The following is a 16073-nucleotide window of genomic DNA, read 5'->3' on the forward strand; positions in this document are numbered from 1 at the left end:
TCATAGAGCATTCATCATAATATTCAAATTCCACTAAGGGCGAATGCCGAGTACACTGTGGCTACATCATTTTACAGCAGATTAAGTCAGGTAACGCGTGCCACGTCCGACCCAGCCTAAAACCGCACAACGCAAGACCCCGGCCAAGAGTGAAAAACGTCAGCCCATGGGCGACAGAGACAAGGTGATCGCCAGACGCAAACATGCGAACACCAGCACCCGCAAGAAACCCATCTTCGGCAGCCAGAAACCCCGTGCCGCCCACACCACAACGCCGACAGAAGCACCTGTCATCCTCTTGTTCAACAAGCCCTTCGATGTCCTTTGCCAGTTCACAGACGCCCAAGGGCGCAAGACATTGAAAGACTTCATTCCCGTGCCCGGCGTCTACGCCGCCGGCCGCCTGGACAGGGACAGCGAGGGCCTGCTGTTGCTGACCAATCAGGGAAAACTGCAGGCCAGCCTGACGGAACCCAAGCAAAAAACCTTCAAGACCTACTGGGTGGAAGTCGAAGGCATACCCACAGAAGAGGCCCTGGCGGCGCTGCGCCAAGGGGTCGAGCTCAAAGACGGCATGACACTGCCAGCCGAGGTCAAGCCGATGACGGCGCCCGATGTCTGGCCCCGCAATCCGCCGGTACGCAAGCGTCAGAACATTCCAACCCGCTGGCTGGAAATCCAGATCTGTGAGGGTCGCAATCGCCAGGTCAGACGCATGACGGCCCATGTTGGCTATCCGACCTTAAGATTAATTCGTTATAAAATAGGTCAATGGAGTCTCGATGGCCTCAAATCCGGCGAATATTCGGTCCATGAGCCAAAGATATAAGCCCAACGTCACAGTCGCCTGCATCATCCAGTGTCGGGAGCAGTTTTTGATGGTAGAGGAGCAGATTGACGGCGTCAGGCGCTACAATCAGCCCGCGGGTCATCTGGAGCCGGGAGAGAGCCTGATCGCCGCCTGTCAAAGAGAAGTCTACGAAGAAACCGGCCTGAAATTGATGCCCGACGCCCTGGTCGGCATCTACCAGTTCAGCGCCGATGCCGAACTGGCCTTCGTGCGCTTCACCTTCTGCGCCAGCCTGGACGAGCCAAACCCAACGGCGCCCAGGGACGAGGCCATCAGCGCCGCCCTCTGGCTAAGCCTGGATGAACTCATCGCCCTGGAGCAGAGCCACCGCAGTCCCCTGGTGCTGGCCTCCTTGCGGGATTATCTGCAGGGCCGGCGCTACCCGCTGGAGCTGCTCGATAGCCGGTCGCTCAACATAACGCCGGGCATCAAGCCATGATAGCCCCTGGCATCAAGCCATGATAGAATATGGCCCCGCATAAACCTGCAACAACAGCCTGCTGCAAAAGCGCCCGAAAAACGGCTCAGGCCACCGAGGCGACACAGCATTAGCGCAGGTTTGACTTGGCAAGCGCATTGCCGCGGCATGCGTTTGCTCGCTGCATGAATATACTTAACGGTTTTAGGATCTATGACGTCAATCGAACCCACTCATATTGGAAAAAAAGTCATTGTCGGCATGTCCGGCGGTGTTGATTCATCTGTATCTGCCTATCTGCTGTTGAAGCAGGGCTATCAGGTTGAAGGCCTTTTCATGAAGAACTGGGAAGAAGATGACACCGACGAATACTGCGCCGCCAATGCCGATTTGAAGGATGCCCAGGCCGTCTGCGACAAGCTCGGCATCAAGCTGCATACGGTCAACTTCGCTGCCGAATACTGGGACAATGTGTTCGAGTATTTCCTGGCCGAGTATAAGGCGGGCCGTACCCCAAACCCGGATATCATGTGCAACAAGGAAATCAAGTTTAAGGCCTTCCTGGAATTTGCCGATGAGATCCTCGACGCCGACTATATCGCCATGGGCCACTATGTGCGCCGTCGCGATGTCGCTGGCAGCACTCAGATGCTGCGCGGTGTCGATGGCAACAAAGATCAGAGCTACTTCCTCTACACCCTGAGTCACGCGCAGGTCGCCCGTGCCCTCTTCCCCGTGGGCGAGCTGGAAAAATCCGAAGTGCGTGACATAGCCCGCGAGATGGGGCTCATCACCCATGACAAGAAAGACAGTACGGGTATCTGCTTCATCGGCGAGCGCAAGTTCACCGACTTCCTGGCGACTTACCTGCCGGCGCAGCCAGGCAAGATAGAGACGGCCGAAGGCGAAGTCATAGGCACCCATCAGGGGCTGATGTACCACACCCTAGGCCAGCGCAAGGGCCTGGGCATAGGCGGGCTGAAGAACAGCAACGACGACCCCTGGTATGTGGTAGATAAAGATCTTGAGCGCAACGTGCTGGTGGTCGCCCAGGGTGGACGTCACCCACGGCTGATGTCGGTCGGCATGACAGTCAAGCAATTGCATTGGGTCGACAGACAGGGACCCGCCGATGGCGCCAGGCTCACGGTCAAGACCCGCTACCGTCAGCAAGATGTGGCCTGCAGCCTGAGCTACCTGGATGCAGACCATATCAGGGTCAGCTTCGATGAGCCGGTGGCGGCAGTGACTCCGGGGCAGTCGGCAGTATTTTACGCAGATGAGATCTGCTTGGGCGGCGGCATCATAGACGAATTGATACGAGGCTAATGTGAGCGAGCAAGCGGTAGAACGCACTTTATTCGAGCGTACAATGGCCTTTGCCGGCATCTTGCAGGCCATAGCCCAGGTACAAAAGCTCGCCAGGCAAGGCGAGAGCGAGCAGGAAGCCCTGGCCGCCAGTCTGAATACCATCTTGGTCACCAGCCCGGAAAACACCGCCGAGGTGTATCAGGATCAGGTCGCGCTGAAAACGGGTTACCGGCTGATCCAGACCCAACTGGGCGATGGCAATAAGAAAGATGTTGAGGTCACACGTTATCTGGTGGGCATATTGGCGCTGGAGCGCAAGCTCGCCAGATCGAAAAATGGCATGGGCATGGTGGCGGAGCGCATCAATCAGGTGCATAGACAACTGCATCATTTCAAGATCACCGACGAGCAAGTCATCGCCAACCTGGCCAGCATCTACAGCGACATCATCAGCAACCTGGGGCCCAAACTGCAGATCTCAGGCAATCCAGTGTGTCTGCAGCGGCCGCTGGTACAGCAAAAAATTCGGGCACTGTTACTCGCAGCCATGCGCAGTGCCGTGCTGTGGCGTCAACTGGGCGGCCGGCGCAGACACTTAGTGTTTGCCCGCAAGGCCATAGTAGACACAGCAACTAAAAGTCTTACCCTACAATAAAATACAGTTCATCAAGGAGCTTCACATGGATCTTTCCGCACTAACTGCTATCTCTCCGATAGACGGTCGTTATGGTAGTAAAACCGCTTCATTGAGAGGGATTTTCAGCGAGTTCGGTCTTACCAAGTACCGTGTTCAAGTCGAAATCAACTGGTTGAAGCTGTTGTCGAGCTGCCCCGAGATTACCGAGATCCCGCCTTTCAGCGAAACCGCACTGGCGCTGCTGGACAGCATCAAGGACAACTTCAGTGAAGCAGATGCACAGCGGGTCAAAGACATAGAAAGCACCACCAACCACGATGTGAAGGCGGTCGAGTATTTCATCAAAGAAAAAATCGCCACCAACCCCGAGCTGGTCGCCATCGACGAATTCGTGCACTTCGCCTGTACCTCTGAAGACATCAACAACCTGTCACACGGCCTGATGCTGACCGAAGCCCGCACCCAGGTGCTGGTGCCTTACTGCCAGCAACTGGTCGACGCAGTCAAGACCTTGGCGGTCGAATATCGCGCCATTCCACTGATGTCACGCACCCATGGACAACCGGCCTCACCTTCGACCCTGGGCAAGGAAATGGCCAACGTCGCGGTGCGTCTGGAACGTCAACTGAAGCAAATTCAGGCGGTCGAGATCATGGGCAAGATCAACGGCGCCGTGGGCAACTACAACGCCCACATCTCCGCCTATCCGGAAGTCAACTGGCATGAGCTGTCCGAGCGTTTCGTGACCAGCCTGGGACTGAATTGGAATCCTTACACCACCCAAATCGAGCCACACGACTATATCGCCGAGTTGTTCGACGCCATCGCCCGCTTCAATACTGTGCTGCTCGACTTCGACCGTGACATCTGGGGTTATATCGCCCTGGGCCACTTCAAGCAACGCACCATTGCCGGCGAAATAGGTTCATCGACCATGCCGCACAAGGTCAACCCTATCGATTTCGAAAATTCCGAGGGTAACCTGGGCATCGCCAACGCCCTGATGCAACATCTGGCGGCCAAGCTGCCTGTATCCCGTTGGCAGCGTGACTTGACCGACTCGACAGTGCTGCGTAACTTGGGCGTCGGCATAGCCCACGCACTGATCGCCTATCAGGCGACACTCAAAGGCATCAGCAAGCTGCAGGTCAACGAAGAACATCTGCGCAGCGAGCTGGATCAGAACTGGGAAGTCCTGGCCGAGCCGGTACAGACGGTGATGCGCCGCTACGGCATAGAGAAGCCCTACGAGAAGCTCAAAGAACTGACCCGCGGCAAGCGTATCGATGCCCAGCAGTTGGCGGTATTTATCGATGGCCTGGAATTGCCGGCCGACGTCAAGGTCGAGCTGAAGAAGTTGACTCCGGCCAACTACATCGGCCGCGCCGAAGCCTTCGTCGACGAGCTCAAGTAATTAACCCTAACCGAGAGGTTCAAGGCGGCGAGGCACCTATCAGAGGCCTGCCGCCTTTTTTGACACTATGTATAAACTCAATCTAGATATTCAGCAGTTCATCGGCCAGTACTGGCAGCAGCAACCCTTGGTCATCAAGCAGGCCTTCCCCGATTTTGTCGACCCCATAGGCGCCGACGAACTGGCCGGGCTCGCCTGTGAGGAAGAGATCGCCTCCCGGGTGGTAGTCACCAAGGACAAGGACTGGGAGCTGATCCAGGGACCGTTCGAGGACTATGACAAGTTCGGTGAGACCCACTGGCAACTGCTGGTGCAGGCGGTGAATCACTGGTATCCGGATGCCCAGCCCCTGGTAGAGGCGTTTCGCTTCCTGCCCGACTGGCGCTTCGACGATCTCATGGCCTCCTTCGCCACCCCCAAAGGCGGCGTCGGTCCGCATTTCGACAACTATGATGTGTTCATCATTCAGGGCGAAGGTCAGCGACGCTGGAAAGTGGGTAACAAGCTGGCGGACACCCGCAATGTCAAGACCCGCGGCGGCAACCCTGACTCGCCCCTGATCGACGATTTCGAGCCCATCATAGACATAGTGTTGGAAAAGGGCGACGTGCTCTACATACCGCCGGGTTTCCCCCACTGCGGCGAAACCCTGTCACTGGCCATGAGTTACTCCATCGGCTTCCGTGCCCCGAGTCAACAGGAACTGGTGAGCCAGATAGCCGATGAGCTGATCGACACCAACCAGGGACAACAGAGATTTACCTCCAACGAGGAAGGCTCGGCACCGGGTATCATCAGCGCCAGCCATCAAGCCGGCATCATGGCGCTCTTGACCCAGTTGAGCCAAGATCCAGACTGCTATCAGGCGGTACTGGGGAAACTCCTCAGTCAAAACAGGTTCGAACTGGATATCTGTGAGGGTGAAGAAGCCTACAGCACCCAGGAGTTGCTCGATGCCCTGGAGCAAGGCGCCAGCATCAGACGCATAGGCGGCCTCAAGGTATTACGCCTCGAAGACGACGCCAGCGCACGCCTGTTCATCAACGGTGAAGTCCACCCTCTGCCAGGCACGGATGAAGCCACACTGCAGCAGCTCTGCAATCACGTCATGCTGAGCCCGGATGAGGCTCTCGCCCTATGCCGGCAAGCCGAAGTGCTTGAGTTACTCTGCCAGCTCATCAACAAAGGCTATTGCTACCTGAGCGAGTGAGGCATAGCTCAAGCGTCCGCTTTAGCCATGCGCCTTAGATATGGCTCATGGGCTTAGGGCTGTTCTAAGCCTGAGTTTGCAGGCTGGAAACAAAAAAGAGGCACCTCGGGTGCCTCTTTTTTTATCGTACTGTTAACCCTGCCCTTCTGAGCTATTCCGGGCTGGCTGGCTCAGCCCCAGAGTTTCTCGTCGTTTTGGATCTGGTAGAGGCTCTCGGCGCGGGATACCAGCAAGTCGGCGAACTTGGCCTGAGTCGGGTCTTTGGTGGCACCGGATCTATGCAAATTTTCCGCCTTCATCTGCCACATCATGGAAAAATGGCGGATCGCCTCACGGGCGGTCGCCGCCACTTTGACGTCGACATAATCTGAGGGCAGATCGCCCGACATCACCCAGAAGGTCTGCTTGGTTGGCTGCTTGGATTCCATCTTCCATACCGCCAGGTAGGGGGCAAGATAACGGCTTTCGTCGGCAATCACCTTGCTGGGGATCACACCCTTTTCCGCCAAAAAGCGATTGGCTTTCTGAAAATGTTCTCTGACCCACGCCTGTCTCATGGCTTCGGCGTCTGGGTTCTGCTCGACAGTTTGTTCCGTCATACTTCCTTCCTATCTTATTGTTATATTTAGATATCTATCTAAGCTGACGATTCGCTATCGCCATGATATTCAATATTTACAGCCATCTAGTTTACGTTTACGTAAAGTGGAAAGCAAAATTGCCACACAAATCGTAAATATTCCCTCACTGTGCTTGGTTGAGGGTAGCGCTAAATGCTATCGTTCTGCAATAAATATAACAAGCAGGTCGGCAGGTTGCTTGCTCCTGCCGGCTTTTTAATCGTTCAACGGAGATCAGCACGTGGCTGTATTTAATCATGTATCTTTTGACGAACATGAACAGGTTGTATTCTGTCATGATAAAGAAAGCGGCTTAAAAGCCATTGTCGCGATTCACAACACCAACCTGGGCCCAGCGGTCGGCGGTTGTCGTATGTGGAACTACCCATCCGATGATGAGGCTCTGACCGACGTCTTACGTTTATCCCGTGGCATGACCTATAAGAATGCCCTGGCCGGTCTGAGTATGGGTGGCGGCAAGTCTGTGATTATCGCCGATCCCAAGACCCAGGACAGGGAAGCCCTGTTCCGTGCTTTCGGTCGTTTCATCGACAGCATAGGCGGTCGTTACTACTCGGCCGAAGATGTGGGCACCACCACTGCCGATATCATGATCGCCCACCAGGAAACCCCTTACATGATGGGCCTGGAAGGCCAGAGTGGCGATCCATCGCCCTTCACCGCCCTGGGAACCTATCTGGGTATCAAAGCCGCCGTCAAGCATCAGCGTGGTTTGGACAGCCTCAAGGGCCTGAAGATCTCGGTTCAAGGCGTGGGTCATGTGGGTTATTACCTGTGTAAGCATCTGCATGAAGAAGGTGCCGAGCTGATCGTTACCGACATACACCAGGCGTCACTGGACAAGGTGGCCGCCGAATTCGGTGCCATTGTGGTCGCGCCGCAGGATATCTATACACAGGACGTCGATGTTTACGCTCCCTGCGCCCTGGGTGCCACACTGAACGACACTACCCTGCCGCTGCTCAAGGCGACTATCGTTGCCGGTTGCGCCAACAACCAGCTGGCCGAAGTCCGTCACGGTGAAATGCTCAAGGACATGGGCATACTCTACGCCCCTGACTATGTGATCAACGCAGGTGGCATCATCAACGTCTCGTTCGAAAAAGACTATGACGCCGCCAAGTCGACCGCCAAGGTAGAAGAAATTTACAACACCCTGCTGAAGATCTTCACTCAGGCGGAAGCACAGAACCGCACCACGGGTGCGGTTGCCGACGAGATGGCCAAGACCATCATAGACGCCGCCAAGAAGTAACTCTGCACCATTGTAGATAAGATTAAAGGAGCAGCCCCCCGGCTGCTCCTTTTGCTGCATAGCCTGCACCCTTCTCTTCCTGCCCTCCCTGCTGAAACACAAAATTCATCTTTCTATGCTGGCGAATTCCCCCGTTGTCGACTTAAATTAGAGGCTGATTTCCGGGCAAAGGACAGCACTATGGTCAGCTTTACCTACAATCTCAACTCGGATGTGGTCGAAGTACAAGCCAGTGACTGGAATGGTTTGGAGCGGGTGTTCATCAATGGGAGTCTGGTATCACGCAAGCTGAATTTCGGCCCCAGGAGCGAGCACCTCGTAAAGCATAAGGACGGCCATAGCTATCGCTTTCAACTCCTGTTGGATCCCCAGACCCAGGAACTGACATGCCGCATCTATCGAAGGGAATTATTGGTCACCAGTCTCAAACAAGGCAAAGAACATCTGCTGAGAACCCGGCGCTACCTGCAACATAGCCTGTCTTTCGCCTGTGTAGCCATACTGTATCTCATGTGGTTGAATGTCTGAGCCTGGCAGCCGAGAAGATCCCAGACTAGTCCTCCAAGGCATTTATCTTATTCAATAACGCCATGAAGTCTTGCTGCTCCTCGCCCGTGAGATTGGCGAGAAACTTCTGGTTGACCCGTTCGGCTTCACAAATAAGATCTTGTTCCAGCGCCTTGGCCTCGTCTGTGAGGAATATTTGAAAGGTACGACGGTTATCTGCCTCCTGATGGCGGCTGATAAAGCCCAGCGACTGCAGCTGATCCAACAGCCGGGTCATGGTGTAGTTCGCCACATCACAGCGTTTGGAGAGCTCGGTCTGGCTTAGCCCCTCCTCCTGCCAGAGAGAAAACAGCACAGGCCAAAGCTTGATATCGAGATGATAACGCTTAAGTTGGCGATCCAATTCATTTTGCAGCTCAAGGTTAAGATGCGATACCAGATAACCTAAGCTTTCATAATACTTCAAACCTTACCTCCAAACCCCACTCGTCTGTTCAAGGTCCCGGACCGGCATAACGCCAGCGCCCGGGCTAGTTTTATACTATCACTTAACCTGCAGGAAACTAGTGCTTAATCCTGACAGCTATAGCACTAATGGTTATAAAGAGTGTGTGAATGTTTTCGTCAAGCTTAATACAGGCAGGTATAGCACTAATAAAGACAGGCAAAGTCAGCTTTGTATTTCAGTCCGCGGCAGATCCCTCCCCGGACAACAGAAATTCGTCGACGAAACGATAGTAACAGGCGCGCCCCAGCCGGGCCGTTAAACCGCGCTCCAACTCGACATAGATCCCCTGCTGTTGCACCTGAAACTGCCGCACATCGGCCAGAGGGTGTTCAGTGCCTATGCTGCTGCATAACACTAAGCCGCCATCCTCCCGTGGGCGGTAATCCACTATGATCAAAGGTTGCTCCCTGACGCTCACCTCGAGCCGCTCCGCGGGGGTGAGCAGGAAATGCCGTCCCTCGATGCAATGCAGGACAGAGGCAAAGAGTCTGGCGTATTTTTCCGGCAGAGGTTCGTGACGGTAAAACCAATCCCCGGCGGCATCTATGTCGAAGAGGACTTCCCGGCTGCAGTCCGTCTGTTGCAGCCAATGGATCAGGGCCTGCTCGGCACTGGCAGTATCTTGCTTCATCGCGTGTTTCCTGCAGAAATGAGAGCCAGCATTACGCTGGCTCATCCTTTAGCTCACTCCATAATACAGGCTGCTGCGACTCACACCAGTGTCAGCAGGGCTTCCAATGGGTGTTGCGGCTTTAAGCCGGCAAAGCGTTTGACCTGGCTTCGACAGGAATAACCTGAGACCAAGACGCGCTCAGCTGCTGTCTGCGCCAGGGTCGGTTGCCATGACATGGCGAACAGCTCCCGGGAGCGCTGCAAATTCTGCGTCTCATGACCATAGGTGCCGGACATGCCGCAACACCCCAGGTTCACCGTCTTCAAATCGGCCCCATAGTGGTTGAAGATACGTTGCCATTCATTACCCGTGTTGGGCCTGGCGGTCGACTCGGTGCAATGGCTGAAGAAGGTAAACTCGGGTCTCGACGCCTCGGCTGTCGATGCAGGTGCAGGCAAGGTGTCCAGCAGGGGCAGCAGCCATTCGTTGACCAGCTGCACCTCGAAGTCGCCTCGAGCTTGTCCCAAGATTTCTTTATATTCATCCCGATAGCACAGGACCAGGGCGGGATCTATGCCAACCATGGGCATGTCCAGTGCATGCAGCTGGTTGAGGAAATCGGCACTTGTCTTGGCCATCTTGGCAAACTTGTCCAGGAAGCCCTTGATATGTGCCGGTTTGCCATTGGGTTTGAAGGGCAGCAACACCGGCTTGAAGCCCAGTTTTTCAATCAGTTGAATGAAACGCAGGACAAGTCCGGCATCATAGAAGCTGTTGAAGGGATCCTGCACCACGAGCACATGGCGGCGGCGCTCCTCCGGGGACAAGCGCTGCAACGCCCCTAAGTCATAGCCGCGACAGGCATGGCCGTCCAGTCGCTGTTTCAGGGTCGGCACCGACAGGGCCGGGGTGTCGACATAGCCGAGCGTCTTCTCGAGCAACCACTGGCTGAAACGGTTCTGCGCCGCCAGGTTGACCAGTCTGGGCGCCTTGGCCATCAACGGCAAGCCGTCTTCTATGCCGGCCACCAGATAGTCCTTCGCCGGGCGCAGATAGCGCTGGTAATAGATGTTAAAAAATTGCGCCCTGAACTTGGGGACATCCACCTTCACAGGACACTGGCTGGAGCATGCCTTGCAGGCCAGGCAGCCCTGCAAGGATTCCATCACCTCATGGGAATAGTCATAGTCGCGCTTGGCATTGAGGCTATTCTGCACCCTTTGCAACCAGCCGAATGGCTTGGCCCTGGCCAGCTCATTGACATCCACCCCTTCGGCCTCCAGCAGCCTGAGCCATTCCCGCATCAAACTGCTGCGGCCCTTGGGCGAATGTATCCTGTCGCCCGTGACCTTAAAGGAGGGACACATGGGCGAGTAAGTGCTGTAGTTGAAACACAGGCCGTTGCCGTTACAGTTCATCACATCCGGGAAGGCATCGCGCACCAGCACGGGAATTTGCCTGTCGAAGCTGCCGCGCTTGGCGCTGTCAACATTGTAGCGCAAGGGGCCGCTGTCTTTGGGGGCCACCAGCTTGCCGGGATTGAGCCTGTTATCCGGGTCGAACAGGCCCTTGATGTGCTGCAGCACACTGTAGAGTTCGTCGCCGAAGACCGCCGGGCCGTATTCGCCCCGCACTCCCTTGCCATGCTCGCCCCACATCAGGCCGCCGTATTTGAGCGTCAGCGCCGCCACCTGATCCGAGATGGTTTTCAGCAGTGCCTCGTCTTCGACATCACACATGTCCAGCGCCGGACGTACATGCAACACCCCGGCATCCACATGGCCGAACATGCCATATTGCAGCTGATGGCCATCGAGCAAAGCCCTGAATTCCATGATGAAATCGGCGAGTTTCTCCGGCGGCACGGCCGTGTCTTCGGCGAAGGCTATGGGCTTGCGTCTGCCTTTGGTGGCGCCCAGGAGGCCAACGGCCTTCTTACGCATGCCGTAGATCTTTTCTATGCTGGGCTTGTCCTGGGTAGACTGATAGCCGAGCACGCCACACTCGCCGTTGGCAATTTGTGTGGTTAACACGGCCTCCAGGCTGGCGAGCTTCTGCTGTACTTCCTCGTCGTCACCGGCAAACTCGACCATGTTCAGGCCTTCTATGACCTTGCCAGGGACTTCCTGGATAAGATCTTTGACCGAATGCCAGACTATGTCTTCTCTGGCCAGATTCAATACCTTGGAATCGACGGTTTCCACCACTGTCGCCCGCGCCGCCACCAAAGCCGGGGCATGACGCAGCGCCGACTCGAAGGAGTCGTACTTGATATTGACCATGGCGCGGCGGGTCGGCAGCGGCGTCAAATTGAGCTTGGCTTCGGTGATCACCGCCAGCGTGCCTTCCGAGCCGGTCAAGATACGGGACAGATCGAACCTGCTCAGCTCATCGTTCCACACATGCTCGAGATCATAGCCGGTCAGGAAGCGATTGAGTCTGGGAAAGCGCGCCTTGACCAGCTCACGCTGCTCACGGCATACCCGGCTTATCTCGGTCAGCAGCCACTGGCCCATGGCGTTGTCGGTGAGCTGCGCCGGCGTGTGCAGTTGCCCGGCATCCACTGGATGGGTATCGAGCACACTGCCATCTATGAGGACACTGCTCAGTCCCAGCACATGATCCGAAGTCTTGCCGTACACCAAAGAGCCGGCGCCCGAGGCGTCCGTGTTGATCATGCCGCCGACTGTGGCGCGGTTCGAGGTCGATAAGTCGGGACTGAAGAAGAAGCCGTGGGGCCGCAGCGCATCGTTGAGCGCATCCTTGACCACCCCCGCCTCGACCCTGGCCCAACCTTCCTCGGCGTTGATTTCCAGCACCCGGTTCATGTAGCGCGACACATCGAGGATCAGCCCATGGGTCAGCGACTGACCGTTGGTACCTGTGCCGCCGCCACGGGCGCTGAAGGTCACCTTGTTGAACTCATCCGTTGCGGCCAGCCTGAGCGCAATTTGCACATCGGCCCGGCTCTTGGGGTAAATGACCGCCTGGGGAAGAAATTGATAGACGGAATTATCCGTCGCCTGGGCCAGACGCGCGCTGTAGCGTTTATCTATGTCGCCGGCAAACTCAGTCAGTGCCAGGGCGTCCAGATAGGCCAAGTAAATGGGTTCTAAAGTTTGTTGATGCGTTAGCAGGGGTAACATGAATGGCTTCTGTCAATTATCGTTATTGGCTCATTATAAACAAAAAAAAGCCGCTAAAAAGCGGCTTTTCTTAACAAGTTGATAAATTGGCTGCTTAAGCGTGTGCTTCGGCCAAATACAACCAAGTATCGATCACTGTATCAGGATTCAGCGACACTGTATCTATGCCCTGCTCGACCAACCAGGCGGCGAAATCCGCGTGATCCGAAGGTCCCTGACCACAGATACCCACGTAGGCACCCTTGGCCTTGGCGGCTTTGATGGCCATGGACAACAGGGCTTTCACCGCGTCGTTACGCTCATCGAACAGGTGGCTGATGATGCCTGAGTCACGGTCCAGACCCAGGGTCAGCTGAGTCAAATCGTTCGAGCCGATGGAGAAACCATCGAAGTGCTCGAGGAATTGATCCGCCAACAGGGCGTTGGATGGCAATTCACACATCATGATGACACGCAGACCGTCTTTACCCCGCTCCAGGCCTTGTTCTTTCAGCAGCTCTATCACTTGCGCGGCTTCGCTGACGGTACGCACGAAGGGGATCATCACTTCGACGTTCTTCAGGCCCATCTCGTTGCGTACCCGCTTGATGGCTTCGCATTCGAGGGCGAAACAGTCACGGAACGACTCTGAGATGTAACGGCTGGCACCACGGAAGCCCAGCATAGGGTTTTCTTCTTCCGGCTCGTACTTGTCACCGCCAACCAGGTTAGCGTATTCGTTCGACTTGAAGTCGGACATACGTACTATGACTTTCTTCGGGTGGAATGCCGAGGCTATGGTGGCGATGCCCTCGACCAGACGCGCTATGTAGAACTCGACCGGAGAGTCGTAACCGGCGATCATCTCATTGATTTCGGTCTGCAGCTCGGCAGACTGCTGGTTGAATTCCAGCAAGGCCTTGGGGTGAATGCCTATCATGCGGTTGATGATGAATTCCAGACGGGCCAGGCCGACACCTTCGTTAGGCAGGCGGGCAAAATCGAAGGCCCTGTCGGGGTTACCCACGTTCATCATGATTTTCATCGGCAATTCAGGCAGCGCATCGACGCGATTGGTTACCACGTCGAATTCTTGCTGGCCTTCGTAGATGAGGCCCGTGTCACCTTCGGCACAAGAGACGGTCACCAACTGACCATTCTTGATGCGCTCGGTCACGTCGCCACAACCTACTACCGCAGGCACGCCCAGTTCGCGGGCGATGATGGCCGCGTGACAGGTACGGCCGCCACGGTTGGTGACGATGGCGCTGGCGCGCTTCATGATGGGTTCCCAGTCAGGATCTGTCATGTCGGTGACCAACACATCACCCGGCTGGATTTGATCCATGTCGGCGATGGAGTTCAGTACCTTAGCCACGCCGCTGCCAATCTTATGGCCTATGGCGCGACCCTCGCAGATGACATCGCCACGGGTTTTCAGGTGATAGCGTTCGATCAATTGTACGTCTTCACGGCTGCGGACAGTCTCGGGACGGGCCTGGACTATGTAGAGCTTGCCGTCGTTACCGTCTTTGGCCCACTCGATATCCATGGCACGGCCATAATGCTTCTCGATGACCATGGCCTGTTTGGCCAGTTCCATCACTTCGGCATCGTTGATTGAGAACTGACGGCGCTGGGCGGCGTCAACATCTTCAATCTTGACTTGCTTACCGTGGGCGGCATCGTCTGAGTACACCATCTGGATCAGCTTGCTGCCAATATTGCGGCGCACCACGGCCTTGTGACCTGCGACCAGTGTCGGCTTATGCACGTAAAACTCGTCTGGGTTAACTGCGCCCTGCACCACCATTTCACCCAGACCGAAAGATGAAGTGATGAAGACCACGTCGTTGTTGCCAGATTCAGTGTCCATGGTGAACATCACACCGGAAGACGCCTTGTCCGAGCGCACCATGCGCTGCACACCGGCAGACAGGGCGACGCCCCTGTGGTCATAACCCTGGTGAACGCGGTAAGATATGGCGCGGTCGTTGAACAGAGAGGCGTATACGTGCTTGATAGCCACCAGCACTGATTCGAAACCTTTCACATTGAGGAAAGTTTCTTGCTGACCGGCGAAAGAGGCATCGGGCATGTCTTCGGCGGTAGCGGAGGAGCGCACAGCGAACGAGGCGTCCTGGGTTTCGGCAGCCAGTTTGTCATAAGACTCACGGATGGCCTGTTCTAATTCGGGTTGGAAAGGGGTATCTATCACCCATTGTCTGATCTGTGCACCCGCTTTGGCCAGTGCGTTGACATCGTCCACATCCAGTGAATCGAGAATGTCATGAATCTTCTGGTTTACTCCACTTTGCTCAAGAAACTCGTTGAACGCATGGGAAGTTGTCGCAAATCCGCCAGGCACTTGAACACCAGCATTGGACAGATTGCTGATCATCTCGCCAAGAGAAGCATTCTTACCGCCAACCAAGTTGACGTCACCCATGCCTAATTCCTGATACCAGAGTACGTATTGCTGCACAGTTCTATCTCCGCAAGTTTATTTCAGTGGCCCCTTCACACGAGGGCAGCGGCATTTTACACTCCAGCACAAGCAGCGTAAATCTATAATTTTATTTGTAATTTTATTACTACAAGAGGTCAGTATGGCACCAAAAGTATTCTACATCTCAGACGGCACGGCGATCACGGCCGAGGTTTTTGGACATGCGGTACTCTCTCAATTTCCGTTAGAATTTGAACAGCTTACAATCCCATTTGTCGAAACAATTTCCAAGGCAGAAGCGGTTAAACGCCAAATCAATGATAGTTTTATTACAACAGGCGAACGGCCATTGGTGTTCCATTCGATAGTCAAAGCGGAAATTCGCGACATCATCTACTCCAGCGAAGGCCTGGATTATGACTTTTTGAACACCTTCGTGGCGCCACTGGAGCAACATCTTGGGGTCTCGGCCATGCCGGTGCTGCATCGTACCCATGGCAAGGCCAATCACAGCTACGAAACCCGCATAGATGCCATCAACTTCGCCATGGAAAATGACGATGGCCAGACAATGAAGCACATGGATCACGCAGATCTTGTGCTCCTGGGCGTGTCCCGTTGCGGCAAGACCCCCTCCAGCCTCTATCTGTCGATGCAGTTCGGCATCAAGGCGGCCAATTATCCCTTTACCGAAGATGACATGGATAATCTCAAGTTGCCCGACGCCCTCAAGCGCAACAAGAGCAAACTCTTCGGTTTGACCATAGATCCCGTGCGCCTGCATGAAATTCGCCAGAGCCGCATGGAAAACAGCCGTTACTCTTCACTGCGCCAATGCCGGCTGGAAGTCAAGGAAGTGGAGATGATGTTCAAACGCGAGCGCATTCCCTATATAGACACCACCAATCACTCGGTAGAAGAAATCGCCACCAAGATCCTCGATGTCACAGGCATGGAAAGGCACATGTTCTGAGACCGAACCATGCCAATTTCCGTTTGGGATCAGCGCTCTTTCGCTGATATTTATCTAAGCTGAAGCAAATTCATTGCCCACTTGGTTAGAATTGCGACGATAGGCACTGTGCAGCGCGGCGCGATTCGTTATAATCTTACCAATCTGGCGAAAAACGCCGCA

At 55.3% G+C, this 16073-nt stretch carries 14 protein-coding genes; 9 read left to right on the plus strand and 5 right to left on the minus strand.

Annotated elements, in window-relative coordinates; all coding sequences use genetic code 11:
* Nucleotides 1–97: 97 nt before the first annotated feature.
* The 6 genes from HC757_RS03455 to HC757_RS03480 all read left to right on the plus strand — a co-directional run bounded on the left by HC757_RS03455 (nucleotide 98) and on the right by HC757_RS03480 (nucleotide 5840).
* Nucleotides 98–829, plus strand: coding sequence for a pseudouridine synthase (locus HC757_RS03455; RefSeq protein WP_425313945.1), 732 nt, complete (start codon nucleotides 98–100; stop codon nucleotides 827–829).
* Nucleotides 813–1289, plus strand: a complete 477-nt coding sequence (locus tag HC757_RS03460) for an NUDIX hydrolase (protein WP_169562916.1) — start codon at nucleotides 813–815, stop codon at nucleotides 1287–1289. The genes HC757_RS03455 and HC757_RS03460 overlap by 17 nt, the downstream gene beginning before the upstream one ends.
* A 192-nt stretch (nucleotides 1290–1481) precedes the next feature.
* Nucleotides 1482–2597, plus strand: coding sequence for a tRNA 2-thiouridine(34) synthase MnmA (gene mnmA / locus HC757_RS03465; RefSeq protein ID WP_169562917.1), 1116 nt, complete (start codon nucleotides 1482–1484; stop codon nucleotides 2595–2597).
* A 1-nt stretch (nucleotide 2598) separates the two neighbouring features.
* Nucleotides 2599–3234, plus strand: coding sequence for a high frequency lysogenization protein HflD (gene hflD, locus HC757_RS03470; RefSeq protein WP_342343034.1), 636 nt, complete (start codon nucleotides 2599–2601; stop codon nucleotides 3232–3234).
* A 25-nt stretch (nucleotides 3235–3259) separates the two neighbouring features.
* A complete protein-coding gene (gene purB / locus HC757_RS03475) occupies nucleotides 3260–4630 on the plus strand; it encodes an adenylosuccinate lyase (protein WP_169562918.1) in 1371 nt (456 codons plus the stop codon).
* Nucleotides 4631–4697: 67 nt separating this feature from the next.
* Entirely contained in the window at nucleotides 4698–5840 is a 1143-nt protein-coding gene (locus tag HC757_RS03480) for a ribosomal protein uL16 3-hydroxylase (RefSeq protein ID WP_169562919.1), read from the plus strand.
* A gap of 170 nt (nucleotides 5841–6010) precedes the next feature.
* Here the strand turns inward: HC757_RS03480 and HC757_RS03485 are convergent, their stop codons facing one another.
* Nucleotides 6011–6439: a DUF4826 family protein gene (locus HC757_RS03485; protein WP_169562920.1), complete on the minus strand. Its 429-nt coding sequence runs from the start codon at nucleotides 6437–6439 to the stop codon at nucleotides 6011–6013.
* Nucleotides 6440–6701: 262 nt separating this feature from the next.
* On the opposite strand from HC757_RS03485, the gene HC757_RS03490 reads away from it, so the two are divergent.
* On the plus strand, nucleotides 6702–7736 hold the full coding sequence (locus HC757_RS03490) for a Glu/Leu/Phe/Val dehydrogenase (protein WP_169562921.1): 1035 nt from the start codon (nucleotides 6702–6704) through the stop codon (nucleotides 7734–7736).
* Nucleotides 7737–7916: 180 nt separating this feature from the next.
* Nucleotides 7917–8264, plus strand: a complete 348-nt coding sequence (locus HC757_RS03495; RefSeq protein ID WP_169562922.1) for a hypothetical protein — start codon at nucleotides 7917–7919, stop codon at nucleotides 8262–8264.
* A gap of 25 nt (nucleotides 8265–8289) precedes the next feature.
* Here HC757_RS03495 and HC757_RS03500 read toward each other — a convergent pair whose 3' ends face one another.
* From HC757_RS03500 to ppsA, 4 genes are all read right to left on the minus strand, one after another.
* Nucleotides 8290–8709, minus strand: coding sequence for a MarR family winged helix-turn-helix transcriptional regulator (locus HC757_RS03500; RefSeq protein WP_169562923.1), 420 nt, complete (start codon nucleotides 8707–8709; stop codon nucleotides 8290–8292).
* Nucleotides 8710–8926: 217 nt separating this feature from the next.
* Nucleotides 8927–9382, minus strand: a complete 456-nt coding sequence (locus HC757_RS03505; protein ID WP_169562924.1) for a DUF1285 domain-containing protein — start codon at nucleotides 9380–9382, stop codon at nucleotides 8927–8929.
* Nucleotides 9383–9462: 80 nt separating this feature from the next.
* Entirely contained in the window at nucleotides 9463–12510 is a 3048-nt protein-coding gene (gene ydiJ, locus HC757_RS03510) for a D-2-hydroxyglutarate dehydrogenase YdiJ (RefSeq protein ID WP_169562925.1), read from the minus strand.
* A gap of 94 nt (nucleotides 12511–12604) precedes the next feature.
* A complete protein-coding gene (gene ppsA / locus HC757_RS03515; RefSeq protein ID WP_169562926.1) occupies nucleotides 12605–14974 on the minus strand; it encodes a phosphoenolpyruvate synthase in 2370 nt (789 codons plus the stop codon).
* 124 nt (nucleotides 14975–15098) lie between these two features.
* Here ppsA and ppsR point away from each other — a divergent pair, with 124 nt between their 5' ends.
* Nucleotides 15099–15911: a posphoenolpyruvate synthetase regulatory kinase/phosphorylase PpsR gene (gene ppsR / locus HC757_RS03520; protein WP_169562927.1), complete on the plus strand. Its 813-nt coding sequence runs from the start codon at nucleotides 15099–15101 to the stop codon at nucleotides 15909–15911.
* Nucleotides 15912–16073: the final 162 nt, after the last annotated feature.

It is taken from the genome of Shewanella salipaludis (assembly GCF_012911865.1).
Lineage (GTDB): Bacteria > Pseudomonadota > Gammaproteobacteria > Enterobacterales > Shewanellaceae > Shewanella > Shewanella salipaludis.